Origin of the sequence: Rhodoferax lacus (assembly GCF_003415675.1) — a bacterium.
Lineage (GTDB): Bacteria > Pseudomonadota > Gammaproteobacteria > Burkholderiales > Burkholderiaceae_C > Allorhodoferax > Allorhodoferax lacus.
Genome location: NZ_QFZK01000026.1, coordinates 13,241 through 37,254, shown reverse-complemented (window position 1 = coordinate 37,254; position 24,014 = coordinate 13,241). Strand labels below are relative to the sequence as shown.

Annotated in this window: 20 protein-coding genes and 2 tRNA genes; 10 read left to right on the top strand and 12 right to left on the bottom strand. The window is 63.1% G+C overall.

Annotation, left to right across the window (positions count from 1 at the left end):
• The first annotated feature begins 104 nt into the window (after positions 1-104).
• From DIC66_RS20970 to DIC66_RS20955, 4 genes are all read left to right on the top strand, one after another.
• Positions 105-1,433, top strand: coding sequence for a homoserine dehydrogenase (locus DIC66_RS20970; RefSeq protein WP_199534813.1), 1,329 nt, complete (start codon positions 105-107; stop codon positions 1,431-1,433).
• Complete coding sequence (locus tag DIC66_RS20965) at positions 1,430-2,884, top strand: MATE family efflux transporter (RefSeq protein ID WP_233506041.1); 1,455 nt, start codon at positions 1,430-1,432, stop codon at positions 2,882-2,884. Before DIC66_RS20970 ends, DIC66_RS20965 begins: the two co-directional genes overlap by 4 nt.
• A gap of 63 nt (positions 2,885-2,947) precedes the next feature.
• Entirely contained in the window at positions 2,948-3,463 is a 516-nt protein-coding gene (locus DIC66_RS20960; protein ID WP_117180134.1) for an antitoxin Xre/MbcA/ParS toxin-binding domain-containing protein, read from the top strand.
• Positions 3,460-3,939, top strand: coding sequence for an RES family NAD+ phosphorylase (locus DIC66_RS20955; RefSeq protein WP_158558969.1), 480 nt, complete (start codon positions 3,460-3,462; stop codon positions 3,937-3,939). The genes DIC66_RS20960 and DIC66_RS20955 overlap by 4 nt, the downstream gene beginning before the upstream one ends.
• On the opposite strand, the gene DIC66_RS20950 is transcribed toward DIC66_RS20955, so the two are convergent.
• On the bottom strand, positions 3,884-4,585 hold the full coding sequence (locus DIC66_RS20950) for a DUF1294 domain-containing protein (RefSeq protein WP_117180132.1): 702 nt from the start codon (positions 4,583-4,585) through the stop codon (positions 3,884-3,886). The two genes, DIC66_RS20955 and DIC66_RS20950, sit on opposite strands and share 56 nt — an antisense overlap.
• A 99-nt stretch (positions 4,586-4,684) precedes the next feature.
• Between DIC66_RS20950 and DIC66_RS20945 the strand changes: the two genes are divergently transcribed.
• The gene (locus DIC66_RS20945; protein ID WP_117180131.1) at positions 4,685-5,389 is read left to right on the top strand and encodes a histidine phosphatase family protein; all 705 of its coding nucleotides are present in this window, start codon (positions 4,685-4,687) and stop codon (positions 5,387-5,389) included.
• Here DIC66_RS20945 and DIC66_RS20940 read toward each other — a convergent pair.
• Together DIC66_RS20940 and DIC66_RS20935 are read right to left on the bottom strand one after the other, a co-directional pair.
• Positions 5,380-6,222, bottom strand: a complete 843-nt coding sequence (locus DIC66_RS20940; protein WP_117180130.1) for a creatininase family protein — start codon at positions 6,220-6,222, stop codon at positions 5,380-5,382. The genes DIC66_RS20945 and DIC66_RS20940 overlap by 10 nt on opposite strands.
• Complete coding sequence (locus DIC66_RS20935) at positions 6,219-7,835, bottom strand: B12-binding domain-containing radical SAM protein (RefSeq protein ID WP_117180129.1); 1,617 nt, start codon at positions 7,833-7,835, stop codon at positions 6,219-6,221. Before DIC66_RS20935 ends, DIC66_RS20940 begins: the two co-directional genes overlap by 4 nt.
• A 17-nt stretch (positions 7,836-7,852) precedes the next feature.
• Between DIC66_RS20935 and DIC66_RS20930 the strand changes: the two genes are divergently transcribed.
• From DIC66_RS20930 to DIC66_RS20910, 5 genes are all read left to right on the top strand, one after another.
• Positions 7,853-8,209, top strand: coding sequence for a DUF167 domain-containing protein (locus DIC66_RS20930; protein WP_117180128.1), 357 nt, complete (start codon positions 7,853-7,855; stop codon positions 8,207-8,209).
• A 14-nt stretch (positions 8,210-8,223) separates the two neighbouring features.
• Positions 8,224-10,443, top strand: a complete 2,220-nt coding sequence (locus tag DIC66_RS20925) for a protein-disulfide reductase DsbD family protein (RefSeq protein ID WP_117180127.1) — start codon at positions 8,224-8,226, stop codon at positions 10,441-10,443.
• A gap of 129 nt (positions 10,444-10,572) precedes the next feature.
• Entirely contained in the window at positions 10,573-11,682 is a 1,110-nt protein-coding gene (gene hemE / locus DIC66_RS20920; protein ID WP_117180126.1) for a uroporphyrinogen decarboxylase, read from the top strand.
• Between the two features lie 380 nt (positions 11,683-12,062).
• Positions 12,063-14,330 (top strand): replication restart helicase PriA, encoded by a 2,268-nt coding sequence (priA, locus tag DIC66_RS20915; protein WP_117180125.1) that lies wholly within the window; start codon positions 12,063-12,065, stop codon positions 14,328-14,330.
• 123 nt (positions 14,331-14,453) lie between these two features.
• Complete coding sequence (locus DIC66_RS20910; protein ID WP_117180124.1) at positions 14,454-16,586, top strand: ATP-dependent helicase; 2,133 nt, start codon at positions 14,454-14,456, stop codon at positions 16,584-16,586.
• A gap of 30 nt (positions 16,587-16,616) precedes the next feature.
• Here the strand turns inward: DIC66_RS20910 and DIC66_RS20905 are convergent, their stop codons facing one another.
• The 9 genes from DIC66_RS20905 to rsmB all read right to left on the bottom strand — a co-directional run bounded on the left by DIC66_RS20905 (position 16,617) and on the right by rsmB (position 24,013).
• Positions 16,617-17,243, bottom strand: a complete 627-nt coding sequence (locus tag DIC66_RS20905) for a hypothetical protein (RefSeq protein ID WP_117180123.1) — start codon at positions 17,241-17,243, stop codon at positions 16,617-16,619.
• Positions 17,244-17,441: 198 nt separating this feature from the next.
• Positions 17,442-17,789: a hypothetical protein gene (locus tag DIC66_RS20900; RefSeq protein ID WP_117180122.1), complete on the bottom strand. Its 348-nt coding sequence runs from the start codon at positions 17,787-17,789 to the stop codon at positions 17,442-17,444.
• A gap of 82 nt (positions 17,790-17,871) precedes the next feature.
• Positions 17,872-18,321: a DUF2846 domain-containing protein gene (locus DIC66_RS20895; RefSeq protein ID WP_117180121.1), complete on the bottom strand. Its 450-nt coding sequence runs from the start codon at positions 18,319-18,321 to the stop codon at positions 17,872-17,874.
• A gap of 516 nt (positions 18,322-18,837) precedes the next feature.
• Positions 18,838-18,913: transfer RNA gene (locus DIC66_RS20890), tRNA-Gly, on the bottom strand.
• Between the two features lie 54 nt (positions 18,914-18,967).
• Positions 18,968-19,043: transfer RNA gene (locus DIC66_RS20885), tRNA-Phe, on the bottom strand.
• Positions 19,044-19,107: 64 nt separating this feature from the next.
• On the bottom strand, positions 19,108-19,785 hold the full coding sequence (locus DIC66_RS20880) for a response regulator (protein WP_117180120.1): 678 nt from the start codon (positions 19,783-19,785) through the stop codon (positions 19,108-19,110).
• Positions 19,786-19,819: 34 nt separating this feature from the next.
• A complete protein-coding gene (locus DIC66_RS20875) occupies positions 19,820-22,108 on the bottom strand; it encodes a sensor histidine kinase (RefSeq protein WP_117180119.1) in 2,289 nt (762 codons plus the stop codon).
• Positions 22,105-22,683 carry a DUF4390 domain-containing protein gene (locus tag DIC66_RS20870; RefSeq protein WP_117180118.1) on the bottom strand — a complete coding sequence of 193 codons (579 nt, stop codon included), beginning with the start codon at positions 22,681-22,683 and terminating at the stop codon, positions 22,105-22,107. The genes DIC66_RS20875 and DIC66_RS20870 overlap by 4 nt, the downstream gene beginning before the upstream one ends.
• A gap of 7 nt (positions 22,684-22,690) precedes the next feature.
• Positions 22,691-24,013: a 16S rRNA (cytosine(967)-C(5))-methyltransferase RsmB gene (gene rsmB, locus DIC66_RS20865; RefSeq protein ID WP_117180117.1), complete on the bottom strand. Its 1,323-nt coding sequence runs from the start codon at positions 24,011-24,013 to the stop codon at positions 22,691-22,693.
• Position 24,014: the final 1 nt, after the last annotated feature.

Here is a 24,014-nt window from a genome sequence, read left to right as displayed (position 1 = left end):
ACGGTCACCTGACGGCGTGCAGGTGGCCGTTCCGGCTGCCTGGTGGTGTCACTTCGAACAAAACCAGCAAAGGCAGCTGGCTTGTCATTTGTTTGGAGAGTTTCATGTTGCATAACTATTCGGTCGCCCTGCCACCCCTGCGCATTGGCATGCTGGGCCTGGGCACAGTGGGCGCGGGCACCTGGCGCGTGCTCACGCGCAACCAGCGGGACATCGTGGCCCGCAGCGGCAGGCCGATGGAAATTGTGGCCGTGGCGGTACGCGATTTGGAGCGGGCCAGGCGCATCGTCGGCGGCGCAGTCGCGCTGACCACTGACCCTTTCGATCTCGTCAACAGGGCAGACATCGATGTGGTGGTGGAAGTTATGGGCGGCACCACGCTGGCGCGCGAACTGGTGTTGCAGGCCATCGCCAACGGCAAACATGTGGTCACGGCCAACAAGGCCTTGCTGGCCGAGCATGGCGCGGAAATCTTCGCTGCGGCCGAGGCCCGTGGGGTGATCGTGGCCTATGAGGCTGCGGTGGCCGTGAGCATCCCCATCATCAAGGCGCTGCGCGAGGGGCTGGTGGCCAACCGCATCGCGTGGGTGGCGGGCATCGTCAACGGCACCAGCAATTTCATCCTGACCGAGATGGGCAGCAAGGGCATTGGTTATGCCAATGCCCTGAAGGACGCGCAGGACCAAGGCTTTGCCGAGGCCGACCCGCGCTTCGATGTGGAGGGCACCGATGCGGCGCACAAGCTATGCCTGCTCGCTGCCAACGCCTTTGGCACCCAGGTTCCCTTTGCCGAGGTGCACACCGAGGGCATCACGGAGCTGGAGGCAGTCGACCTGGCGTGTGCCGAGGCACTGGGCTACCGCATCAAATTGCTGGGCGTGGCAAGGCGCCATGACCACAGTGTGGAGGTGCGCGTGCATCCGGCGCTGTTGCGTAGCGACCATTTGCTGGCAGGGGTGGACGGCTCCATGAATGCAGTCATGGTGCATGGCGACGCCAGCGGCACCACGCTGTACTACGGCGCGGGCGCAGGGTCCGAGCAAACGGCATCGGCCGTGATTGCCGACCTGGTGGATGTGGCCCGCAGCGCGGCCTGCGACCCCTCTGAGCGCGTGCCGCACCGGGCCTTCCAAAGCCACGCCATGGCGGACCTGCCGCTCAGGCCCATGGCCGACACCACCAGCGCCTGGTACCTGCGCATCATCTGTAGCGCCACGCCGACAGCAGAGCGCGCCTTGCTGCGCACCCTGGCGCGGTTTGGCCTGCAGGCGCGCATATACGGGCGCTACGCGCAGCCCGACCACAGCGCCCACCATGTGGTGCTGACGCAACCCGTTGCATATGCCGCACTGCGCCGGGCGCTGGTCAGCCTGGAGCAGTTGCCAGCTGTGCAAGGAAAGGTCCGCGCCGTGCGGGTGGAAACGCTGGAATGAAGCCGACCCGCAGCCCGCCCATTCGTGACACACTCCAGCACTTCATGCCCAGCCCAACCGACGCCTCCACCCCAGCCCGAGCTGCCCCGGCAGCTCGACCCGCCAATACCCCGGCGGCACCGGCTGCCCGCTTTTTAAGCGGCTCACTGTTGCGCCACGTGGTGGTGATGGCGGGCACCGGCGCCATTGGTTTGGTGGCAGTGTTTGCGGTGGACCTGATCAACCTGTTCTACATCTCGCTCTTGGGCGAAAAGCAGATTGCTGCGGCCGTGGGTTTTGCGGGTGTGGTGGCCTTTTTTCATACCTCCATCTGCATCGGCATGATGATTGGTATCACCGCCTGCGTGGCGCGCCTGATTGGTGAGAACCAGCTAGTCCGTGCGCGCCGCATGGCCACGCACAGCCTGCTGATCATGGTGGGGATTACCGCCGTTCTGGGGCTGGGCACGGTGCTCTTTTTGCATCCGCTGCTGACGGCATTGGGTGCCACCGGTGAGGTGGCGCGGCTGGCCCAGCGTTACCTGACGATCACCATGCCGTCCCTCCCCTTTTTGGGCCTGGGCATGGCCAGTTCGGCCCTGCTGCGCTCCGTAGGGGATGCGCGGCGCTCCATGCTGGTGACGCTGTCGGCCGCCTTGTCCACAGCCTGCCTGGATCCTTTGTTTATCTTTGCCTTTGGCCTGGGGCTGGATGGCGCAGCCATCGTGGCCGTGATGTCCCGCACGCTGATGGTGGTGATCGGCCTGCATGGGGTGTGGCGTGTGCACCAGTTGCTCGGGGCTGTGGAGCGCGCACACCTGGCAGCGGATGCGCGCACCCTGGCCGCCATTGCCGGCCCGGCCGTGCTCACCAACCTGGCCACTCCGGTGGGTGCAGCCTTTGTCACCCACAGCGTGGCGCAGTTTGGCGCGTCGGCCGTGGCAGGCCAGGCCACCATTGACCGGGTGACGCCCGTGGCCTTTGGGCTGATCTATTCGCTCAGCGGCGCGGTGGGCCCCATCCTTTCGCAAAACCTGGGTGCCGGGCAGTTTGCCCGGGTACGCGAATGCATGCGCGCCAGCGTGTGGTTCATGCTGCTGGCGGTGGGCACGGCCTGGCTGCTGCTGGCCCTGCTGCAGGGGCCCCTGATCCGCGCCTTCTCGCTCGAAGGCGTAGCCGCCGAGATGGTGCATGCCTTTTGCAGCTGGGTGTGCGCCAGCTTCTTTTTTGCCGGCGCACTGTTTGTGGCCAACACCGCCTTCAACAACCTGGGGCGCCCCTTGTGGTCCACCGGCTTCAACTGGGCCCGCGCCACGCTGGGCACCATTCCCTTTGCCCTGTGGGGGGCGCAATACGGCCCGGTGCAGGTGATGGCAGGCCAGGGCGCGGGGCTGATCATCTTTGGCACGCTGGCCCTGCTGACAGCGCTGCGGCTGACGCGCAGGCTGGGCGCGGCCACGGCAGCGCCCTAATGCCCCCCGGATGGCCCAGCCGGGCTTGTTGCAAATGAATCATTGTCGTGATGTAATTGCAACATGACTACCGCAAACCCTTTCACACAAGCCCCTCTGGTCACCCGACTGGAAGCCCGCGAGCAGGTCTGGCGCTACATCGTGGACGCCCCCAAGGCCGCACCCTCCACAGCACGCGTGAGCGTGAAGGGCAAGTTACTGGGGCTCAACAGCAGCAGTGCCTACCGCATTGTCAAAAACGGCATCTCCAGCAAAGCCATAGGGCCGCTGAGCGACTACCTGGGCGTGGGCAAGGGCCAGGTGGTGGATTACCTGGACCTGGACCGCACCACCGTCAGCCGCCGCGCTGCCAAGGACCAGCTGCTGCCCATGCATTCGGCCGAGGGCGTGCTGCGCCTCTTGGAGCTAGACGAGATGGCCAGCGACACCTTTGAGTCCGATGAAGACGCGGCCAACTGGCTGCGCAAACCCCACCCCATGCTGGACGGCGAGAGCCCCCTGCAGGCGGCCAAAACCTCGTTCGGCGCGCAACGCGCCAAAGACATTCTGGTGGCCGTGAAATACGGCGGTGTGGTTTGACGGCCGTCTGGCGTATTGGCTATTGCGAACATCCGGCGCCCGCCCTGGGGCAGCTACTCAGCGCCCTGGGTTTGGGCTCCACCTTGGGGCATGGCCGCTGGCATACCAAAGGCCTGTTGCAGATGGTGTACGCGGGCTCCAGCCGGGCCCTGTGCCAGCTGGAAAAGCGCGTGCACTGCAACGGCGCCACCCCCAAAAATCAGGCCCTGATGCGACTGGAGATTCCAGACACGGCCACGCTGCTGGACGCGCCGGACTGGGGCCTGCAAGCCGACTGGCGTACCGACGAAGCGAGCGCCCAGTCCCTGGGTATGCAGTGGCTGACCAGTGGCGTCAGCCTGGGCCTGTGGGTGCCTTCTTACGTGGAACCATCCGAGCGCAACCTGCTGCTCAACCCGGCGCATCCGGACTACGGCACCATCACCCTGGTGCTGGAGCGTCAGCCCTTTGTGTTTGACCCTCGGCTGTTTGTTTGACGCTTCTTCCGGGCTCTGTGGATGCCCAACGCAGCAGACTGTCAAAGCCCCGCAGCTGCGGTGAAGCCAGCGCCACAAAGCCTGCCACATTCAACACCACGGTAAACCAGAAGGCGACACGAAAAGACTGCTTGCTGGTCTTATGGCGCAACAGTTGCTGGGCCAGAATCGCGCCCGGCCAGCCGCCTGCCAGGCCCAGCATCAACAAGGTGTTTTCAGAGATGCGCCAGCGACCGGCCTGCGCGGCCGACTTGTCCAGTGCATAGGCCACGCAACAGGCCAGGCTGCAACCCAGATACACCAGGGCCACGCGGTAGGGCACATGCCAGACCAGGGCGGTGACCAGGTACACCACAGCAAAAACCGGGATGGCCAGCCACCCCGCAAAGCCCGGCTTCGCGGATGGCGTTTCTCGTTGCACTTGCCTGGGCCGCACCGCTTGAATCAGCAGCACATTGCGTGCGCGCTTCTTGCCCTGCGGGTTGAGTTCCACTTCAAAACTCACGCCCCGGTGCAACGGTGCATTTTTGATCCTGTGCGGCAATGCACTGGCGTGAACGAAGATGGTTTGCCCGCCCAGTGTGGGCTCTATGAATCCGAAGCCCCTGTCTTCGTTCCATTGGGTAATGATGCCTTCAAAGCGCATGGTGGACGGTGGGTGAAAGCGTGGCTGTATTGACGAATATGCATGTCATTGTCCCCCGCATTACAGCGTCGCCGTGGCATCCCCAATTAAAGTCGGGCCATGGGAACTTTGTATCTGGTCCGCCACGGACAAGCCTCGCTGGGCGCTGACGACTACGACCAATTGAGCGCGCTGGGCCACCGCCAAAGCCTGCGCCTGGGCGAATACTTTGCAACCAAAGGGCTGTGCTTTGAGGCGGTGCTGGTGGGCGGCATGAAACGCCATGCGCAAACCTGGGCGGGCATTGCAGCGGGCCTGCGCACTGGGGCGGATGCCACGGGGACGGCAGCCACCGCACAGGAGCTGCAGGCTTCGGTCTGGCCGGGCCTGAACGAATACGACAGCGCGGCGGTGATTGGCAGCGTGCACGCCGGAGAGACGCCACGACCCACCACCCCCGAGGCCTACCGCGCACACTTCCGGCTGCTGCGCCAGGGCCTGCAGCAATGGGCCGGAGGCGGTGCTGCGCCACAGGGCATGCCTCGCTATGCAGACTTTGTGCAAGGCATTGTGGAAGCACTGGACCATGTGCGCCGCGAGCACAGCGGCAACGTCTTGCTGGTGAGCAGCGGCGGCCCCATTGCCACGGCCGTGGCGCAGCTATTGGGCAGCAGCCCGCAGGCCTTTGTGGAACTGAACATGCGCCTGCGCAACACGGCTGTGAGCGAGTTGGCCTTCACGCCCAAACGCCACACCCTGCACACGTTCAACACCTTGCCGCATCTGGACACCGCCGAGTATGCGGACTGGATTAGCTACGCCTGAGGCGCGTTGGCCAGTGTGCTGAGGGGGAGTTGGTGCAGCTCCCCCAGCAGCTGTGCCAGCGCGCGGCCTGCGGCGTCCAGAAGGGCGTGGCCCTTCTCCGCGGTGGCAGCGGCTGCGTTGCCTACGGCACCCACGGCGTTGTAGTCCTGCATTTGCCAGCCCAGCTTGGCGCTTTTGCCGTTGCCCAGAATCGCGAACGCCTTGGAGCGGTCTTCGGAGGTGGAGGCAAAGTTCTGCGCCAACTCCATGTGCACCAGCGCGGGGGAGAGCGCCAGCATCATCGAGGTTTCGATCTCACCGGCGTGGATGCCAAAGCGGTGTTCGTGGGCACTGAACAGCGCGTTCACATCGCTGCCATCCGACGCCAGCAACGGCAGGCCAAACCAGTTGACGCTGTAGACCAGCATCCCCAAGCGCGCGCGCAGGTCGCGCGCCACCACGTCCATCAAACCGACCTGTCCACCGTGGGAATTCAGCAGCACGAGTTTCTTCACACCGCTGGCCGCCACGCTCTCGGCCAGCTCGGTCCACAGGCGGAGTGTGGTCTCTGCGCTGAGGGTCAGCGTGCCGGCAAAGGCGGCGTGCTCGGGGCTCAGGCCCGTGGTTTGCGTAGGCAGGAACAGGGCGGGCACATCAGCAGCGATATGCGGCAGAGCGGCAGCCACCACACCGTCGACGAGCGCGCTGTCCACATTCAGGGGCAGGTGCGGGCCATGCTGCTCGGTGGCCGCCACCGGCAGGATGGCAATGGTCTGCGCCAGGCGGCCAGAGGCCTGCGCCTTGGCAAAGTCGCGCGTGGTCCAGTGCGCCCAGAATCGTGATGAGGTGCTCATGCGTCTATCTTAGAGCCTGCTGTATCGGTCTGCGCGGCCGACGCCTGGTGGCGCATCTGCCTTTGTGCCACGCCGGCCTTCTGTGGTCCCGTTTTTTCCCGGCGCGGCAGCAGCCCTTGCAGACACTGCGGGTTGGAGCGCGCACCACTGGCCAGGTAGTCCGCCAGCAGCGCTGCGCGCACTGCATCCATGGGAAGTGCACGCTCCAGCGTCAGGTAATCGAACAACGCATCCAGCAGCAGCTCGGGGGTGAGCTGGTGGGTGCTGGCGGTGCGCTGCCACAGCCACTGTGAGAAGTCGGCCCAGGCGGCAAAGGCGCTGGGCCCCTGCAGCAGCAGGCGGCTGCTCTGGCCAAAGCGCCCGGAGTTCACCAGCAAATCCCAGTAGCGGGCCAGGCGCACGAACTGCTGCACTTCCGAGGCGCTGACAGCATCGGTCTGCAGCACGGTGTAGGGCGGCTCGGTGGCGTACTGCATGCCGTCCTCGGCCACCGCACCCGGCAGGCTGCGCCGTGCCAGCGGCGTGCCGCGCAAGCGCTTGAGGACACCCAGCTGGATTTCATGCGGGCCCAGGGCATAGAGACGGTCAAAGCCATCTGCAAAGCTCTGCCAGTCTTCGCCCGGCAGGCCGAAGATCAGGTCGGTGTGCAAATGCGCCGTGGTGTGCGCCAGCAGCCAGCGGATGTTGTCTTCGGTTTTGGCGTTGTCCTGCCTGCGGGCAATGCGGCTTTGCACTGCGGGGTTGAAGCTCTGGATGCCGATTTCAAATTGCAGCACGCCCGCAGGAAACTGCGCCACCAGCGCCTTGAGCGCGTCGGGCAAATGGTCGGGCACCAGTTCGAAGTGCAGAAACAGGGAGTCGCCAGGTGCCGCCCGCAGCCGGTCCAGAAAAAACTGCAGGATGCGCACCGAGGTGTCCACCTTCAGGTTGAACGTGCGGTCCACAAATTTGAAATTGCGCGCGCCCCTGGCATACAGCGTGGCCAGCTCGGCCAGAAACGGCTCCAGCTCAAAAGCCCAGGCGGTTTTGTCCAGGGCGCTCAGGCAGAAGGCGCATTTGAAGGGGCAGCCGCGCGAGGCCTCCACGTACAGCACGCGCTGCGCCAGGTCGGTGTCGCTGTACTGGGTATAGGGCAGGTCCAGCGCGTCCAGCGGGGGCTGCTCCCCGGCAATGACCTTCATCAGGGGCTGCGGGCCCAACACCAGCGCGCGGCACAGCTTGGGAAAGCTCACATCACCCCAGCCGGTGATCACATGGTCGGCCAGCTGCACGATGGTTTGGCCTTCCAGCTCATGGCTGACCTCGGGGCCGCCCAAGACGATTTTTACGTCCGGGCTCCGCTCCTTGAGCAGGCGGACGACTTCGGTGGTCTGCGTCACGTTCCAGATGTACACACCCAGTCCGACTACACGCACATCCGCATCTCCCAGGGACTGCAGCAGCGACTCCACAATCTCCCCCGCCGGGCGCTGGATGGTGAACTCCTGCAGGCAGGTCATGGCGGCCAGGTCCGCGCCGCCATGGCGCTGCATATTGGCCATCAGGCAACGCAGGCCCAGACTGGCGTGGATGTATTTGGCGTTCAGGGTGGCAAGGACAATGCGGGCGGACATGACCGTATTATCAAAGCATGGCATCCAAGCAACGACCCAAGGCCCTGGCAAAGCCACAAACACCCGCAAAAGCAAGCGCCCCGCGCAACAGCACCGGCGACAGCTTTTTTGGCTGGGACGGCGATGTGCTGGTGCTCAATGTGCTGGGCAAACCGGCTGCGGCCAAAGACGCCATTGGCAAGCCTAAGGGCACGCAACTCAAGATCAGCGTCACCGCCGCACCCAAGGACGGCAAGGCCACCGACCACATGGTGCGCTTTCTGGCGCCGCTGTTTGGTGTGGCGGTGGCCGACATCACGGTGGTGTTTGGCCAGGAGAACGTGAACAAGCAGCTGCCTGCTGTTTTTACCGACACAGCGCCGTCATCCGACTGAGGCGACAATGGGTGATGACCCGGCTGTTTTCGCTCTTCACCTCCCGCCTACCCGCTGCCCTGGCCGCAGTTGTCACACTGCTGCTGGCACTCCAGAGCCCGGCTCTGGCCCAGTTCCCCAAACCCGCCACAGGCGGCACCAGCGCCGTGGTGCAAACCGAGCAGGTGCGTGCCGAACTGCTGGCCTTTGCCCCTGACGGCATTGCCGCGGGCAAGACGGTGTGGGTGGGCCTGCAACTGGCACACCAGCCGCACTGGCACACCTATTGGAAGAACGCCGGCGACTCCGGCCTGCCTACGCAGCTGCAGTGGAACCTGCCCGCCGGTGTGAGCGCTGGCGAGATTGCCTGGCCCACGCCGCAAAAAATCAACATCGGCAGCCTGTCCAACTATGGCTATGAGGGCACGGTGCTGCTGCCAGTGCCACTGACCATTGCCAAGAGCTTTGCGCCCGGCGCGCTGGCCGACAGCCTGGAAGTGAAACTCTCGGCCTCCTGGCTGGTGTGCAAACAGGAGTGCGTGCCGCAGGACGGCAGCTTTGTGCTGCAGGTGCCGATCAAAGGCTCCACGGCTCTGCACGCTGGCAACTTTGAAAAGGCCCGTGCTGCAGAACCTGTGGCCTTGGCAGGCAAGACCGGTGCAGAGGTCAGCAAGAACGGCCTCACACTGACTGCGCAGGGCCTGCCCGCAGCATGGCGCGGCAAGAACCTCAATGCCTTTATCGAAGCACCCGAGATCATAGAGACCGCCCGCTCACCCTCTGCCGAAGGCGGCGCGCAAAGCTGGGCGGCAGACGGCAGCTGGTCGGCCACCATTCCTTTGTCGGGCCTGCGCAGCGAGTCACCCGCCAGGCTGGCCTTTGTGCTGGCGCTGGATGGCCCCAGCCAGCGTGCCGAAGCGGAGGTTAAAGGCACCTGGCCGCCCATCAACACCGGTCCGCTGACCCCTGCCGTGAACACCCAGCTCAGCAACCCGAACACCCCCGCACCGCTGGCCGATGCCAGCCTGGGCACCTGGGGCCTGGCGCTGGCCGCGGCCCTGCTGGGCGGGCTGATACTGAACCTCATGCCCTGCGTGTTTCCGGTACTGGCCATCAAGGTGCTGGCCTTTACCAAGCCCGCGGAAAAAGGCCACAGCCACCGCGCCCAAGGCCTGGCTTACACCGCCGGGGTGGTGCTGTCCTTTCTGGCGCTGGGTGGCCTGATGCTTGGGCTTCGCGCCGGCGGCGAGCAACTGGGTTGGGGCTTTCAGCTGCAATCGCCCGGCGTGATTGCCGTGCTGGCCCTGCTGTTCACCCTGATTGGCCTGAACCTCATGGGCCTGCTGGAAGTAGGCAATCTGTTGCCCGGCAACCTGGCCGCCACACAACTGCGCCACCCGCTGGGCGATGCGTTCCTGTCCGGCGTGCTGGCTGTGGCGATTGCCTCGCCCTGCACCGCGCCCTTCATGGGTGCGTCCCTGGGCTATGCGATTGCCCTGCCCGCCCTGCAGGCCCTGGGCATTTTTGCGGCACTGGGCCTGGGCCTGGCCCTGCCCTACCTGGCCGCGAGCTGGGTGCCCCGCATTGGCAAGCTGCTGCCCAAGCCCGGGCAGTGGATGGACACGCTGCGCCGCTTCATGGCCTTTCCCATGTGGGCTACCGTGGTCTGGCTGCTGTGGGTGCTGGGCCACCTGAGCGGTGTGGATGGTGCGGCCAGCCTGCTGGCCCTGCTGCTGTGCTTGGCGCTCCTGGTCTGGGCGCTGAACCTGCAGGGGCGCAGCCGCACCGTCATGGCGACGCTCTCCCTGGTGGGCGGCCTGTGGCTGGCTATGAGCCTGGGCCCGAATATTTTCAAAATGGAAGAGGCACAAGCTGCGACTGGCAGCGCAACGGGTACACAGGCGGAAGCGCAGGCGGGAGAATGGCAGGCCTGGGTGCCGGGCCGGGTGGATGCCGAGCTGGCCGCAGGCAAGCCGGTGTTTGTGGACTTCACGGCGGCCTGGTGCATTACCTGCCAGTACAACAAAAAGACCACCCTCTCCAAGCCCGAAGTGCTGGCCGACTTTGCTGTCAAGAAGGTGACACTGCTGCGCGCCGACTGGACGCGTCGGGACCCCGCCATCAGCCAGGCGCTAAGCAGCTTGGGGCGCAGCGGCGTGCCGGTGTACGTGCTCTACCAGGCCGGGCAGGCGCCGGTGGTGCTGTCGGAAATCCTGAGCGCGGACGAGTTGCGCACGGCGCTGGCGCGGCTGTAAGCGCGGGCTTCTGATGCCCGGGCGCCCGGGCATACTGGGCAATTTCCCTTGACCTGTGCCAAATCAAACCCTGGCGGCGGGTGAACTGCGACAATCGCCCATCCCTGCAACGACCGAATATCCAGCCTCATGACCACTTACGCTCCGCTCCAGAACGACACCTTCTTGCGTGCCTGCATGCGCCAGGCCACGGCCTACACACCGCTGTGGCTGATGCGTCAGGCTGGTCGCTACCTGCCGGAGTACTGCGCAACCCGCGCCCGCGCGGGCAGCTTCATGGGCCTGGCCACCAACACCGACTACGCCACCGAAGTCACCCTGCAGCCACTGGAGCGCTACCCGCTGGACGCCGCCATCCTGTTCAGTGACATCCTCACCGTGCCCGATGCCATGGGCCTGGGGCTTTCCTTTGCCCAGGGCGAAGGCCCGCGCTTTGCCACCGCTGTGCGCGACGAGGCCGCCGTGGCCAAGCTGGAAGTGCCCGACATGGAGAAGCTGCGTTATGTGTTTGACGCCGTCACCTCCATCCGCAAGGCGCTGAACGGCCGGGTGCCGCTGATCGGCTTTTCCGGCAGCCCCTGGACGCTGGCCTGCTACATGGTCGAAGGTAAGGGTTCGGACGACTACCGCCTGGTCAAGACCATGCTGTACTCCCGCCCCGACCTGATGCACCGCATGCTGGCTGTCAACGCCGATGCCGTGGCCGCCTACCTGAATGCGCAAATCGATGCGGGCGCGCAGGCCGTGATGATTTTTGACAGCTGGGGCGGCGTGCTGGCCGATGGCGCGTTCCAGTCCTTCTCGCTGGAGTACACCCGCCGCGTGCTGGCCAAGCTCAAACGGACCGGCGTGGATGGCCAGATCGTGCCACGCCTGGTGTTCACCAAGGGCGGCGGCCTGTGGCTCAAGGAAATGGCACCGCTGGACTGCGAGGTGCTGGGGCTGGACTGGACCGTGAACCTGGGCACCGCGCGTGCCCTGGTGGGCGGTGCCGAGAACGGACCCGGCAAGGCCCTGCAGGGCAATATCGACCCCAATGTGCTGTTTGCCCCACCGGCCCAGATTGCGACCGAAGTGGCGCGCGTTCTGGATAGTTTTGGCACGCCCTTCCAGGGTTCGGGCACCGGCCCCACCCACATTTTCAACCTCGGTCACGGCATAAGTCAGTACACACCCCCGGAGAACGTGGCGGCCTTGGTGGAAGCCGTGCACAGCCACTCCAAAGCCCAAAGAAGCTGAATTACCTAGCACGTTTTGGCGACTTGACAAACAGCGGCCTCATCACTTATGCACAAAATAGGTGATGCGGCAGAGCAGCAAAGCTAAAACCGTGCAGAGCCCGCTACAAACTCGATAGCGCTTGTAAGTTGTTGATTTATAAGGATTTAAAACTTTGCTTTTTTTCCGGGCATTTCAGCCAAAGCCTTACGGCACAAGGCTTTGGCGGGGCTCCAGAGAAGATATGAACAAAGTTATCCACAGAAATCTTGGACTGCTTACAAAAGGTTTGTAAATCAAGCACTTAGCCGCTTTTCCTCAGATTCACATCAACAAAACACCCCAAGCGGCACCTGCCTTCCACGCTCAATGACCGGTTTGCCGCTTTTCCCGCCTTCACCATGAACACCCGGTTATGTGTTCTGGTGCAGACGCCTGCGCACTCCGCCCTGGGCCCGGTGCTGACCTACCGAAGCCCCCAGGCGCTGGCCCCGGGTACCTTGGTGCGTGTGCCTCTGGGCAGCCGCGAGACCCTGGGAATCGTCTGGGAAGCAGGCGTGACTGAGGCCACCGGCGAGATCGACCCGGACAAAGTACGCGACATTGCCGGCACGCTGGAAGGCATTGCCCCCCTGGGTGCGGCCTGGCAGCAACTGGTGGGCTTTGCCGCGCAGTACTACCAGCGCTCGGTGGGCGAAGTGGCGCTGGCTGCCCTGCCGCCGCAACTGCGTGACCTGTCGCCCCTGCAAATGCAGCGGCGCCTCAAGCGCAAGAAAACTGCGGACTCGCTGGGCGCCCCGGTGCAAGCCGCCCAGGCGCTCAGCCCCGAGCAGGCAGAGGTGCTGGCGCAGATCCAGTCGCAAAGCGGGCCGTTTTTGCTGTTTGGCGCCACTGGCAGCGGCAAGACCGAGGTCTATCTGCACGCCGTAGCCGCCCAACTGGCCGCCGACCCCGCGGCGCAAGCCCTGGTCATGGTGCCCGAGATCAACCTCACGCCCCAGCTGGAGGCCCGCTTCATGGCGCGCTTTGGGCCGGTGTACGGCGAGCAGGCGGTGGTGTCTTTGCACAGCGGCATGACCAACCCGCAGCGCCTCAAAAGCTGGCTGGCAGCCCATAGCGGGCAGGCGCGCATTGTGCTGGGCACCCGCATGGCGGTGTTTGCCTCACTGCCCTGCCTGCGCCTGATCGTGGTGGACGAGGAACACGACCCCAGCTACAAAAGCAGCGAGGGTGCACGCTATTCGGCGCGTGATTTGGCGGTGTACCGCGGCAAGCTCGAAGGCGCGAAGGTGATTCTGGGCTCGGCCACGCCCTCTTTGGAGAGTTGGTACCAGAGCCGCCCGTCCGCAGAAGGCGGACGCTACCTGCGCCTGCACATGCCCAGCCGCATTGGCAGCCTGGCCATGCCCGATGCTGGCACTGCGCAAGACACCGGCAGCGCGGGTACCGACTCAGCCACATTCACAGCCCATGCAGCAAGCCCCGACCAGGGCGCGCGCAACGCCATGCGCCGGCAGTCCGGCACGCCCGACGGCCTGCCGCTGGTGCGCCGCGTGGACATGAACCACCAGCCACGGCGGGCGGTTTTCTCACTTCCGCTGCTCGAAGCCATCAAGGAGCGCGTGGCGCGCGGCGAACAGTGCATGGTGTTTCTGAACCGGCGCGGCTATGCGCCGGTGCTGCACTGCGCCGACTGCGGCTGGAAAAGCGAGTGCCCGCACTGCTCGGCCTTCCGGGTCTTCCACAAGATTGACCGCACCCTGCGCTGCCACCACTGCGGCTTTACCGAGCGTGTGCCGCGCGCCTGCCCCGCCTGCGGCAACCCGGACATCGAGCCCATGGGCCGCGGTACCGAGCAGCTCGAAGAGCAACTGGGTGCGTTGCTGGCCGATGTGCGCAGGCCCGGCACCGAAAGCGCTGAACACCCAGAAGGCCTGCCGCTGCGCATCGCCCGCATTGACGCTGACAGCACGCGCCTCAAGGGCGCCCTGGAGACGCAGTTGGCAGCCGTCCACGCCGGCGAGGTGGACGTGCTGGTAGGCACGCAAATGATTGCCAAGGGCCACGACTTCCGCCGCATCACCCTGGTGGCCGCAGTGAACCCCGACGGCGCCCTGTTCTCCAGCGACTTCCGCGCACCCGAACGTTTATTCAGCCTCTTGATGCAGGCAGCAGGACGCTCCGGGCGTGACGCCGCCTTGGGCGACCGCAGCGAGGTCTGGATCCAGACCTTCCAGCCCGCCCACCCCCTGTATGCGGCACTCAAGGCCCATGACTATCCGGCCTTTGCCGAGCAGCAATTGCAGGAGCGGCAAAAGGCCGGCATGCCGCCCTTCAGCGCCCAGGCCCTGGTGCGGGCCGAGGCCCGCACCCAGGAGGCAGCCCAGGCCTTTCTGAATCTGGCGCGCCAGAGCGCGCTCACCGACATGGCGCAGTGGCCGGGCTGGGAAGTCATTCTGGAGCAGGTGTTCGTGTACCCGGCTGTGCCCATGAGCATCCAGCGCGTGGCCAATGTGGAACGCGCCCAGATGCTGGTGGAAAGCCCTTCGCGCGCCGCGCTGCAAAAGTTTCTGGCGGCCTGGCACGATGTGCTGCATGGCACGCGGGCAGCGCCGGAGTGCAAGGGACTGATACGCTGGGCGGTGGACGTAGACCCCTTGGCCATCTAGAGAAAAGTCAGCGCCAGCTAACTGCGACACGGCGTTCGACACGCTCGCTCCTCCCCTGAGGGTTGCCCACACAGCCGTTAAGATCAGCCCTCGCCTTTCGGTCTGCTTCCCCATCCCCTGCGCATGTCTTCCCCCACCAACTCCGGTATGAACCTGGCCCAGCAAGAGGCTGTGAACTATCTGCACGGCCCCTGCCTGGTCTTGGCGGGTGCCGGTTCGGGCAAGACGCGGGTGATCACGCACAAGATTGCGCGGCTGATACAGACCGGCATGGCAGCCAAACGCATTGCCGCCATCACGTTTACCAACAAGGCCGCCGCAGAAATGCGCGAGCGCGCCAAGAGCCTGATTGGCAAGCCCGCCAAGGACGTCGTGGTCTGCACCTTTCACTCTCTGGGCGTGCGCATGCTGCGCCAGGATGGCGCGGCCCTGGGCCTCAAGCCAGCGTTTTCCATCCTGGACACCGATGACGTCACCAGCATCCTCAAAGATGCAGGTGGCACGGTGGATGCCGCCACCGCACGCCAATGGCAGTGGACCATCAGCGGCTGGAAGAGCGCCGGACTGAATGCCGAACAGGCCCTGGCCGCCGCCGCCAACGACCTGGACCGGCAGGTGGCCGTGGTCATGGCCCGGTATGAGGAGCGCCTGAGCGCCTACCAGAGTGTGGACTTTGACGACCTGATCAGCCTGCCCCTGAAACTGCTGCAAAACCACCCCGAGGTGCGCCAGCGCTGGCAAGCCCAGATGGGCCATGTGCTGGTGGACGAGTACCAGGACACCAACGCCACCCAGTACGAGATGCTCAAACTGCTGGTGGGCGAGACGGCCGATGTGGCCCGCTTCACCGCCGTGGGTGATGATGACCAAAGCATCTACGGCTGGCGTGGCGCCACGCTGGATAACCTGCGCAAACTGCCAGTGGACTTCCCGGCCCTCAAGGTCATCAAGCTGGAGCAGAACTACCGCTCCACCTCGGCCATATTGCGGGCTGCCAACAATGTGATTGGCCCCAACCCCAAGCTCTTCCCCAAGAACCTGTGGAGTGACTTGGGCGAGGGCGAGCCGGTGCGTGTGGTGGACGCCGACAGCGAGGAGCACGAGGCAGAGCGCACGGTGGCGCGTATCCAGAGCCTGCGCGCCGAGGGTTCGCTGGCGCAGGACGGCAAGCAGTACCGCGAGTTCCGCGACTTTGCGGTCTTGTACCGCGCCAACCACCAGGCCAAGCCCTTCGAGAAGGCGCTGCGCAAAGCCAACATCCCGTACAAGGTGTCGGGTGGCCAAAGCTTTTTTGACCGCGCGGAGATCCGCGACCTGTGTGCCTGGTTTCGCCTGTGGGCCAACAACGACGATGACCCGGCCTTTGTGCGCGCCGTCACCACACCCAAGCGCGGCATTGGCCACCAGACCCTGGGCACGCTGGGCGTGTATGCCAGCCAGTACAAACTCAGCCTGTTTGAAGCCCTGTTTTCTTCCTCGCTGGGCGCCGCGCTCAGTGGCAAGGCGCTTGGCAGCCTGCACGAGTTTGGCCGCTATGTGAACGACCTGCAGTTTCGCGCCCGCCACACCGAAGGTGCCGAGAACGCCACCCTGTTCCTGGCCGAGTGGCTCAAGGAAATCGGCTACGAAAAGCACCTGTATGACGGTGAGGAAAGCGAGAAGCTGGCGGCTTCCAAGTGGGCCAACGTGATCGAATTCTGCGAGTGGATGGCCCAGCGCTGTGGCGGCCAGGTCGAAGGTGTGGCCGGGGTCGACGAGCGTGAAGTGAAAAACCTGCTGGAGGTTTCGCAAACCATCGCCCTGCTCTCCACCCTGACCGAACGCGAAAAAGACCAGAACGTGGTGACCCTCTCCACCCTGCACGCCTCCAAGGGGCTGGAGTGGCCGCATGTGATGTTGGTGGGCGTGAACGAAGGCGTGCTGCCCTTCAAGCTCAAAGAGTCCACCGGCGCCGATGGCAGCGTAGTGCGCGACGAAGAGGCCGTGGCCGATGACCTGGCCACAAGATTGCAGGAAGAGCGACGCCTGATGTACGTGGGCATTACCCGCGCCCAGCGCAGCCTCGCGGTGAGTTGGGCCAAGCGGCGTAAAAAGGGACGTGAGCTGGTAGCCGCCCTGCCCAGCCGCTTTATTGCCGAGATGGCACTGGACCAGGCCACGACCAAGGAAGACCCGCGAGAAAAACTGCGGGCGCTGCGGGCGGAATTTGCGCTGAAGGCACAGGCCACAGCGGCTGCATCAGCCAACCTGCGCTAAGGGCCTGCAGCGGCCCCCCCGGGCAGCAGACTAAATAGACAGGCCCAGCGCGCCACCCAGAGTGGACGGAGGCCCGAACTCGGCATCATGCACATCGGACAACTCCAGCATGGCGGCCGCCGCGTCCTGATTGAAGCCAACGCGGGCATGTCCCATGCCATCACCACCAGCCATGATCAAGCGGTTGATGTACACACTGCATTCCCTGTAACCCCACAAGGTACGAATGGTGTTGGCAATGCGCTGGTGGTGCACTTCGACGATATGCAAGGCATTGGTTTTGCGCTGCTCCAGGCTCAGCTCCGGCTCCAAGCCCATGGGCGCGGTGGGCAAAACGAAGTCAATCTGGTGGTCAGCCGGGAAGTTGGTATACGGCCTTGCCGGAGCCTTGGAAACTGGGGCAACGTGAACAGCGACCGGAGCAACCGAGGCAGCAACTACTGGACGGACCGGTGGGCTGGCAGGCTGGGCTACTGGAATTGCATTCGCAAACGTGGTGTTGGGCAGACGGGTGCCTTTGCCGGGGCGGGCTCTGTTCAGAGTGCCCAGGTCAGAGTCTGTGTCGTCGCCTGCATCTGACAAACCACGCTTGTCTTGTGCCACCTTGTTGGGTGCATCGGCAGACTTGTCGCGCTTGCCAAAAATCCTGCTGAACATGGGCTTTCGTCCTGTGAATGCAAGGATGGTACCGCAGTAAAAGCGCTTTTCCTACCTTGGAGCGCAAAAAGCAACCCAACCCCACAAAGCAAAAAGCCCATCCTTCCGGACGGGCTTTTTACAGATAAACCATGGAGCGGGAAAAGAGGCTCGAACTCTCGACCTACACCATTGAAACTAAACGTTCCAAATCCAATATCAGCTCGATTTTTTGCACCCAGTCTTCACTTGTGCAGTTTCAATAGCTTCAACTTCACCTTTGTATTTTGCAACATCGCCGGCGCTGTCTCCCGTTAGTTTACTTGCAGGTATCAAAACAAAGAACACTGTTGCCGCATCGGTATTTGCTTTGCTATTTTGCATCGCTGAGAATTTATCAAGATTTGCCCGAGCGTCGCTCATTGAGCTGACCAATTCAAGGCAATTGTTACCCATGTACTTTTCATGGGAGACATAGGAAGCCGGGATACTCTCGGGTCTAGTAGCACATCCTGCTGCAGCAATTACTAAGGATGTCAATATTGTCTTGATGATAAGTGTTGTCATGAAATCTTTGATTTATTTAATTTTAAGGAATATGTACGCCAATACTTGAATGAGGTACGTTTTTACACTGCTGTAAAGTGTGCTATCTGGACTGAGCCAAATTGGATTCAAGTACGCCAGCTTTACCGACTACGTCGGTCACTTGGTAGAGCTTTGTTCGAGCGGCGAACAACCCCATCTTCACTTCTTGCCATATAAAGCTCAGAGTGCCTTGTTTGACTTCAATTTCTATGGTGTCTGTATTCTCTGCAGTTGAGGTAACTTTGTGTTTTCCTGGATTTACCTCTTTGTACAAATATGTCTTGGCAGCAGTTTGCCCTACTGGCACATTATCAACGTCGATGTGCATCGTATTGGCGGCACCGAAATTCTCGTTTCTATAAATGTAGATTCCTGCTTTTTCGGCTGGATTTACAAACTTTTTTAGTTCTGCGTCTCGTTGCGAATCCCCCATGGGAACAGAGGAGCAACCGAACAACCCGCCTACGACCAAAAGCAAGAATGCAGTCGACTGCATTTTCTTAAGATTCATGGAGACCTTTTCTATAAAGCATTGAAATATGAAAAAACCAAGTTCAATTTCATATTCACACAGCTTTCTTGATCTCACATCCCCCAATTGGGGGATATTGCTAGTTTCTCGCCTAAAAACAACACCATTTATGAGATTTGAATACCGCAAAGTTCGCGTCACCCATTTGCACTCACCTTTAGTCAGAGTCGGCGAAATTTGTGATATCCCTCGACCACAAGGAAGTCAGGGAGTTCATGTCGTACAAGCTTGGAGTGCTATAGCTAATTCCAGCCCACCGAACCCAACCGAACTGCCCATGCCGCTATGCCCAATGGGGGCCAATAGGCATGCCACTGGGGACCGCAATCGCAAGACCAAGGGGCAATGTAGGGGGGATAGCGAGGCAAAGGAGGCTTGGCAAGTCCACAGGTAAGACCAGCATCACTTGACCGGGTGTGCGGCCCGTCACAAAGCAACCCAACCCCACAAAGCAAAAAGCCCATCCTTCCGGACGGGCTTTTTACAGATAAACCATGGAGCGGGAAAAGAGGCTCGAACTCTCGACCTATACCTTGGCAAGGTATCGCTCTACCAACTGAGCTATTCCCGCATGGTGACCACTTGCGCAGTCATCAAGAAACACATTGGTGCGTGCTTCTCAATTTGGTGGCCTGGGGCGGAATCGAACCACCGACACAAGGATTTTCAATCCTCTGCTCTACCGACTGAGCTACCGGGCCAAGCCTAAGATTATAACAGCAAGAATCAGCACTCTTTCCAAAAAGAGCAAAGTGCTTGCTCAAATTACAGGGCGCTGCGTTTGCCGCGGGTGAGGTCCACGCCAAGTTGCTTGAGTTTGCGGTACAGGTGGGTGCGCTCCAGACCGGTCTTCTCGGCCACTCGCGTCATGGAGCCGTTCTCGCAGGCCAGGTGGTATTCGAAATAGGCCTTCTCGAACTCATCGCGCGCTTCGCGTAGCGGCTTGTCGAGCATGAAGCTCTGACTGGCTTGCGGGCCACTGTCCAGTGCCACTTGCGCCACCGTCAGCACGGTGGCCACGGAATCCAGGTTGACGGCCTCGCGCGGCAACACGTCCACACTGGCCGTTTTGCGCAGGGTGCCGCGCGCCAAGCCCTGCTCCACGGCCTTGAGCAGCTTTTGCATGGTGATGGGCTTTTCCAGAAAGGCCAGGGCACCGATCTTGGTGGCCTCCACCGCCGTGTCGATGGTGGCGTGCCCGCTCATCATGATGACCGGCATGTTCAGCAGCCCCGTGGAGGACCATTCCTTGAGCAGGGTGACGCCATCGGTGTCGGGCATCCAGATGTCCAGCAACACCAGGTCAGGGCGCTCGCGCAGCCGCGCCGAGCGCGCTTGCGCTGCGTTCTCGGCCAGCTCCACCTGGTGACCACCGTCATTCAGAATTTCCCAAAGCAGGTCCCGTATGCCGTGCTCGTCATCCACCACCAAAATATTTGCCATCGTGTGCGCGCAGCCCTTTGGAAATCTATACAGCTCAGGTCTGTGAGCTATTTACAACAGGCAATGATAACGACACTTGTGCGCCAGCCACTTTGCCGTCTACCAGGCGGTTGGCAATGTCCACACGTGAGCCGTGTTCATCGGCAATCTTCTTGACCACGGCCAGGCCCAGACCGGTTCCCTTGGGCTTGGTGGTGACGTAGGGTTCAAAGGCACGCTTGAGAATCGCCTCATCAAAACCGGGGCCCTGGTCCAGCACGCTCAGGCGCACCCGGCCCTTGGCTTGCTGCCAGGAAGTGCGAACCACCACAGGCCCGGGCGGTGTGTTCCCAGGCAGATCACTGGCATCCTGGGCGTTTTGCAGCAGGTTGTGAATGACCTGCCGCAGTTGCTGCGCGTCTCCCCGCACCGGTGGGCAGGCTGCGTCCAGCTCCAGCAGCACGGGTACATGGTGGTGCTCACCCAGGCTTTCGGTTTCGTAGAGTTGCAGCACGTCCTGCACCAGGACATTGAGGTTCACGGGCTTGAGTTCGGCGGCTGGCAGGCGTGCGTAGTCCCGGAATTCATTCACCAGCCGCTTCATGGCGTCGACCTGGTCGACGATGGTTTTGACCGACTTGTTGAGCACCTGTTGCTCGGGTGGCTGCAGCTTGCCGGAGAGCTTGATCTCCAGCCGTTCGGCTGAGAGCTGTATGGGTGTGAGCGGGTTCTTGATCTCGTGGGCCAGTCGGCGTGCCACCTCGCCCCAGGCCTGGGCGCGTTGGGCCGAGACGATCTCGGAAATGTCATCAAACACCAGCAAGCGGGAGTCACCGGGCAGTGCTGCCCCGCGGGCGACGATGGTCAGTGCGTGGTCAAAGGGCGAGTGCATGGGTGCGTTGCTGCCGCCCAGCTCAAAAGTCTGTTGCCAGTGGTCGGGCTCGTGCTCCAGCTTGGCCAGCATGAAGTCGGTGAACTGGGCCTGCACCGCGTGTCCAAAGTCGGCGAGGCCGGCGATAGAGTCCAGAGGCTGCCCGATGTGTGCGGCCAACGGCGCTCTCAAAATGCGCGTGGCACCCGGGTTGGCCGACAGCAGTTCCCCCTGTGCGCCCAGCACAATCACGCCAGCCGTCAGATTGTCCAGAATGGTTTGCAGGTTGGCGCGGGCAGAGTCCACCTGCGACATGCTGTGCTCCACGGCCTGGCGCGCGTCGGCCAGTTGCGCGGTCATGGTGGCAAAGGCGCGGGTCAGGCCGCCGAGTTCGTCATTGCCCTGCATAGCCAGCTTGGGGGTCAGGTCACCGGCTGCCACCTGGCTGACGCCCTCGGCCAAAACCAGCAGAGGACGCGCCAGCTGGTTGCCCAACACCACGGCCATCAACACAGCCGCGAACACCGCCAAAAACAGGCTCAGGGTGAGTGTGCCGATGTACATGCGCTTGAGTCCCTCGCGGGCCAGGGCACGCTCCTGGTATTCGCGGTTGGCAGCGTCCACGGCCAGGGCGTTGGCCACCAGGTTGCGCGGCAGCGCCTTTGACACCAGCAGGAAGCGCGGCATGGGGTTCAGGCCCAGACCGGCCACCGCCAGCGGCACCAGCACGCGGATGCGTGAAGTGGTCAAGGCGTCGGGCGCTGCGTCCTCCAGGCCGTCGATCCAGGAGACCGCGCGCTCGGCTCTGGCCGTGCGGAACTGTGCACTGCTGGGCTTGTCGGGGCTGAGCTGGATGCGGGTCTGCCCGCCAGAGGCCAGCAGGGTGCCGCTGCCAGACCAGATGGCAATGTCCGAGGCGCCCAACTGGTCTACCATTTTTTCCAGAAGCGGCCCCACAGCAGCCTCTGATACCTCATTGAGCTGGGGCGCAGAGGCCTTGACCTTGATGGTGAATTCGTTGGAGAGCGTGTCCAGTGTTACCCGCCCCAGATTCAGCCCGGCCTCCAGCGCGCCTTCCACCTTGACGTCAAACCAGGTTTCGATGGAACGCGACACAAACTGGTACGACACCACGTAAATCACCAGGCCGGGTGCGATTCCCACCAGCGCGAATATAGCTGCCAGCTTGACCAGCAATCGGCTGCCAAAGCGCCTCTGGCGCAGGCGCATAAACAGCTTGTAGGCAACCCATGCGGTGGCCAGCAACAGCAGGGAGGCAACGGCCACATTGACCGAAAACAGCACCGCATAGTTGCGCTCGTAAAGATCGCGGTTGTTGGTGGCCTGCATCAGCATGTACAGCAACACCAGGCCGATCAACAACATGAGCAAAGACCCGATGGTCACGGCCCGCCGCACGGCACGGGAACTGTGGCGCACGCTGGGCAGTGCGCCAAAACCGGAATCGTTCATTTGCTGCTTTCAGCAACCAGGGGCGTCACAACACTGGCAGAGACGTCCCAGTCCGACTGCCCCAGGGCGCCGATCTGGAAGGGCCGCGGCAATTGGCCCAGGTCGAGGCGAAAACGGAAATCCACTTTGTATTTGGTGCTGGCGTCCAGATCGGAGACGTCGGCAATCCGCCACTTGGCCACGCGCTTGATGGCGGAAAGCGCCTGGGCCAGCGAGTCAAAGCTCTGGTTCAAGGCCAGACCGACGCCGCTGCTGGCAGCCGAACCGGACCCCACATTCAGGCGCCAGCGACGCGTCAGGGGCTGGTAGGCCAGGCGCATATGGCGCTCAGCGCTCTGCACCTTTTTGTCGTACCAGTACCAGCGTTCGCGCAGCACATCGGCGCTGTAGACGAACACCATGGGAATGCCCTTGAGAAGCGCATCTTCCACGGCCATGGGTGTTTCGAACTGCAGCTGGGCCGAGAGCTGCCATTCGTCGTCAGAGCGCTCCAGGCGCAGTTGTGTGATGTCGGTAGCCACCTGGGCATGGGCCACAGCAGCCAGCAGCAACAGGCATGCAAACAGCAGGCGCATGGCGGTGCTAGACAGCTTGCTTTTGCAGGAGGGCGTAAAAAAATCCGTCGTGATCACCCGCCCGATTGTCCGGGACGCCGCCCGATTTAGCGGGTTTTCCCGGTATTAAATGGCCCGGCGAGGGCAGCAACACCGCGTCTGTGTTGTGTGCAAGAAACGTTTGCACCTGCTGCGTGCCTTCGGCCAGAAAGACCGAGCAGGTGCAGTACAACAGGCGCCCGCCCGGTGCCAACAAGGGCCACAGGGCTTGCAGCAACTTCCTTTGCAGCTCGGCCAGTTGGGCGATGTCGGTTTCGCGGCGAAGCCAGCGCACGTCGGGGTGCCTGCGCACAATGCCCGAGGCGGTACAGGGTGCGTCCAGCAGGATGGCATCAAAGATTTGTCCGTCCCACCACAGGTCGGGGCGGGCCGCATCGGCCGCCAGTACCTGCGCCTGCAGCCCCAAGCGTGCAAGGTTCTGGCTGATGCGCTCACAACGCCTGGCATCCACATCCAGCGCCGAGACATGGGCGACGCCCCGTTCCAGCAAATGCCCGGTCTTGCCACCAGGGGCGGCGCAGGCGTCCAGCACCCGCAGGTTCGGCTGGGACAATCCGTCCAGCAGCAGCGGTGCCGCCAATTGGGCCGCTGCGTCCTGCACCGAGACGCGGCCCGTGGCAAAGCCGGGCAACTGGCCCACGGGCAAGGCGCGCTCCAATTCAATGCCGCTGTCTCCCACGGCATGGGCGTCTATGCCGCAGCCTGCAAGCTCCTGCAGATACTCCGTCACCGTGGTCTGCAGCGCGTTCACCCGCAGGGTCATGGGGGCCTGGCGGTTGGCGCTTTGCAGCAGGGCTTGCCAGGCTTGGGGATGGTCTTTTTTCAGGCGCGCAATCCACCACGCCGGGTGGTTCCAGCGCGCCACCGGGTCGGTGTCGGTGCTGGCGACCAGGGCCTCGCGCTCGCGCAGGAAACGGCGCAGGCAGGCATTGACAAAGCTGGCCTGGGCGCGCGTGTCGGGCATACGCTTGGCCGCTTCCACACACTGGTTGACCAGGGTGAAGGCGTCGTAGGGGGCGTCCTCATCGGTCCAGGCCAAGGCCAGGGCCACACACAGCAGTGCATCGACTGCAGGGGGTGGAGGACGCTTGGCGAGCTGTTTGCGCAGGGCCTCGGCCCGGCCCAGGTTGCGCCAGGCATGAAAGGCCAGGGCCTGCACACCGGGGCGCAAGTCGGCCTGCACCGCTTCGACGGCCGCGCTGCCAGACTGGCCCTCGCGCACCGCCTGGATCACCTGGGCGGTGGCCTGCAACTGACGCCACAGCGGGACTTGTTCGGGTTTGTTTTGCATT

What these genes read in the sequence shown, in the direction of transcription:
- hemE (WP_117180126.1), top strand. Translation starts at nt 10,573, where the DNA reads ATGACCACTTACGCTCCGCTCCAGAACGACACCTTCTTGCGTGCCTGC.
- DIC66_RS20905 (WP_117180123.1), bottom strand. Translation starts at nt 17,243, where the DNA reads ATGTTCAGCAGGATTTTTGGCAAGCGCGACAAGTCTGCCGATGCACCC.
- DIC66_RS20950 (WP_117180132.1), bottom strand. Translation starts at nt 4,585, where the DNA reads ATGCGCTTTGAAGGCATCATTACCCAATGGAACGAAGACAGGGGCTTC.
- DIC66_RS20900 (WP_117180122.1), bottom strand. Translation starts at nt 17,789, where the DNA reads ATGACAACACTTATCATCAAGACAATATTGACATCCTTAGTAATTGCT.
- DIC66_RS20940 (WP_117180130.1), bottom strand. Translation starts at nt 6,222, where the DNA reads ATGAGCACCTCATCACGATTCTGGGCGCACTGGACCACGCGCGACTTT.
- DIC66_RS20910 (WP_117180124.1), top strand. Translation starts at nt 14,454, where the DNA reads ATGTCTTCCCCCACCAACTCCGGTATGAACCTGGCCCAGCAAGAGGCT.
- DIC66_RS20930 (WP_117180128.1), top strand. Translation starts at nt 7,853, where the DNA reads ATGGCATCCAAGCAACGACCCAAGGCCCTGGCAAAGCCACAAACACCC.
- DIC66_RS20945 (WP_117180131.1), top strand. Translation starts at nt 4,685, where the DNA reads ATGGGAACTTTGTATCTGGTCCGCCACGGACAAGCCTCGCTGGGCGCT.
- DIC66_RS20960 (WP_117180134.1), top strand. Translation starts at nt 2,948, where the DNA reads ATGACTACCGCAAACCCTTTCACACAAGCCCCTCTGGTCACCCGACTG.
- DIC66_RS20965 (WP_233506041.1), top strand. Translation starts at nt 1,430, where the DNA reads ATGAAGCCGACCCGCAGCCCGCCCATTCGTGACACACTCCAGCACTTC.
- DIC66_RS20875 (WP_117180119.1), bottom strand. Translation starts at nt 22,108, where the DNA reads ATGAACGATTCCGGTTTTGGCGCACTGCCCAGCGTGCGCCACAGTTCC.
- DIC66_RS20895 (WP_117180121.1), bottom strand. Translation starts at nt 18,321, where the DNA reads ATGAATCTTAAGAAAATGCAGTCGACTGCATTCTTGCTTTTGGTCGTA.
- rsmB (WP_117180117.1), bottom strand. Translation starts at nt 24,013, where the DNA reads ATGCAAAACAAACCCGAACAAGTCCCGCTGTGGCGTCAGTTGCAGGCC.
- DIC66_RS20870 (WP_117180118.1), bottom strand. Translation starts at nt 22,683, where the DNA reads ATGCGCCTGCTGTTTGCATGCCTGTTGCTGCTGGCTGCTGTGGCCCAT.
- priA (WP_117180125.1), top strand. Translation starts at nt 12,063, where the DNA reads ATGAACACCCGGTTATGTGTTCTGGTGCAGACGCCTGCGCACTCCGCC.
- DIC66_RS20970 (WP_199534813.1), top strand. Translation starts at nt 105, where the DNA reads ATGTTGCATAACTATTCGGTCGCCCTGCCACCCCTGCGCATTGGCATG.
- DIC66_RS20925 (WP_117180127.1), top strand. Translation starts at nt 8,224, where the DNA reads ATGACCCGGCTGTTTTCGCTCTTCACCTCCCGCCTACCCGCTGCCCTG.
- DIC66_RS20935 (WP_117180129.1), bottom strand. Translation starts at nt 7,835, where the DNA reads ATGTCCGCCCGCATTGTCCTTGCCACCCTGAACGCCAAATACATCCAC.
- DIC66_RS20880 (WP_117180120.1), bottom strand. Translation starts at nt 19,785, where the DNA reads ATGGCAAATATTTTGGTGGTGGATGACGAGCACGGCATACGGGACCTG.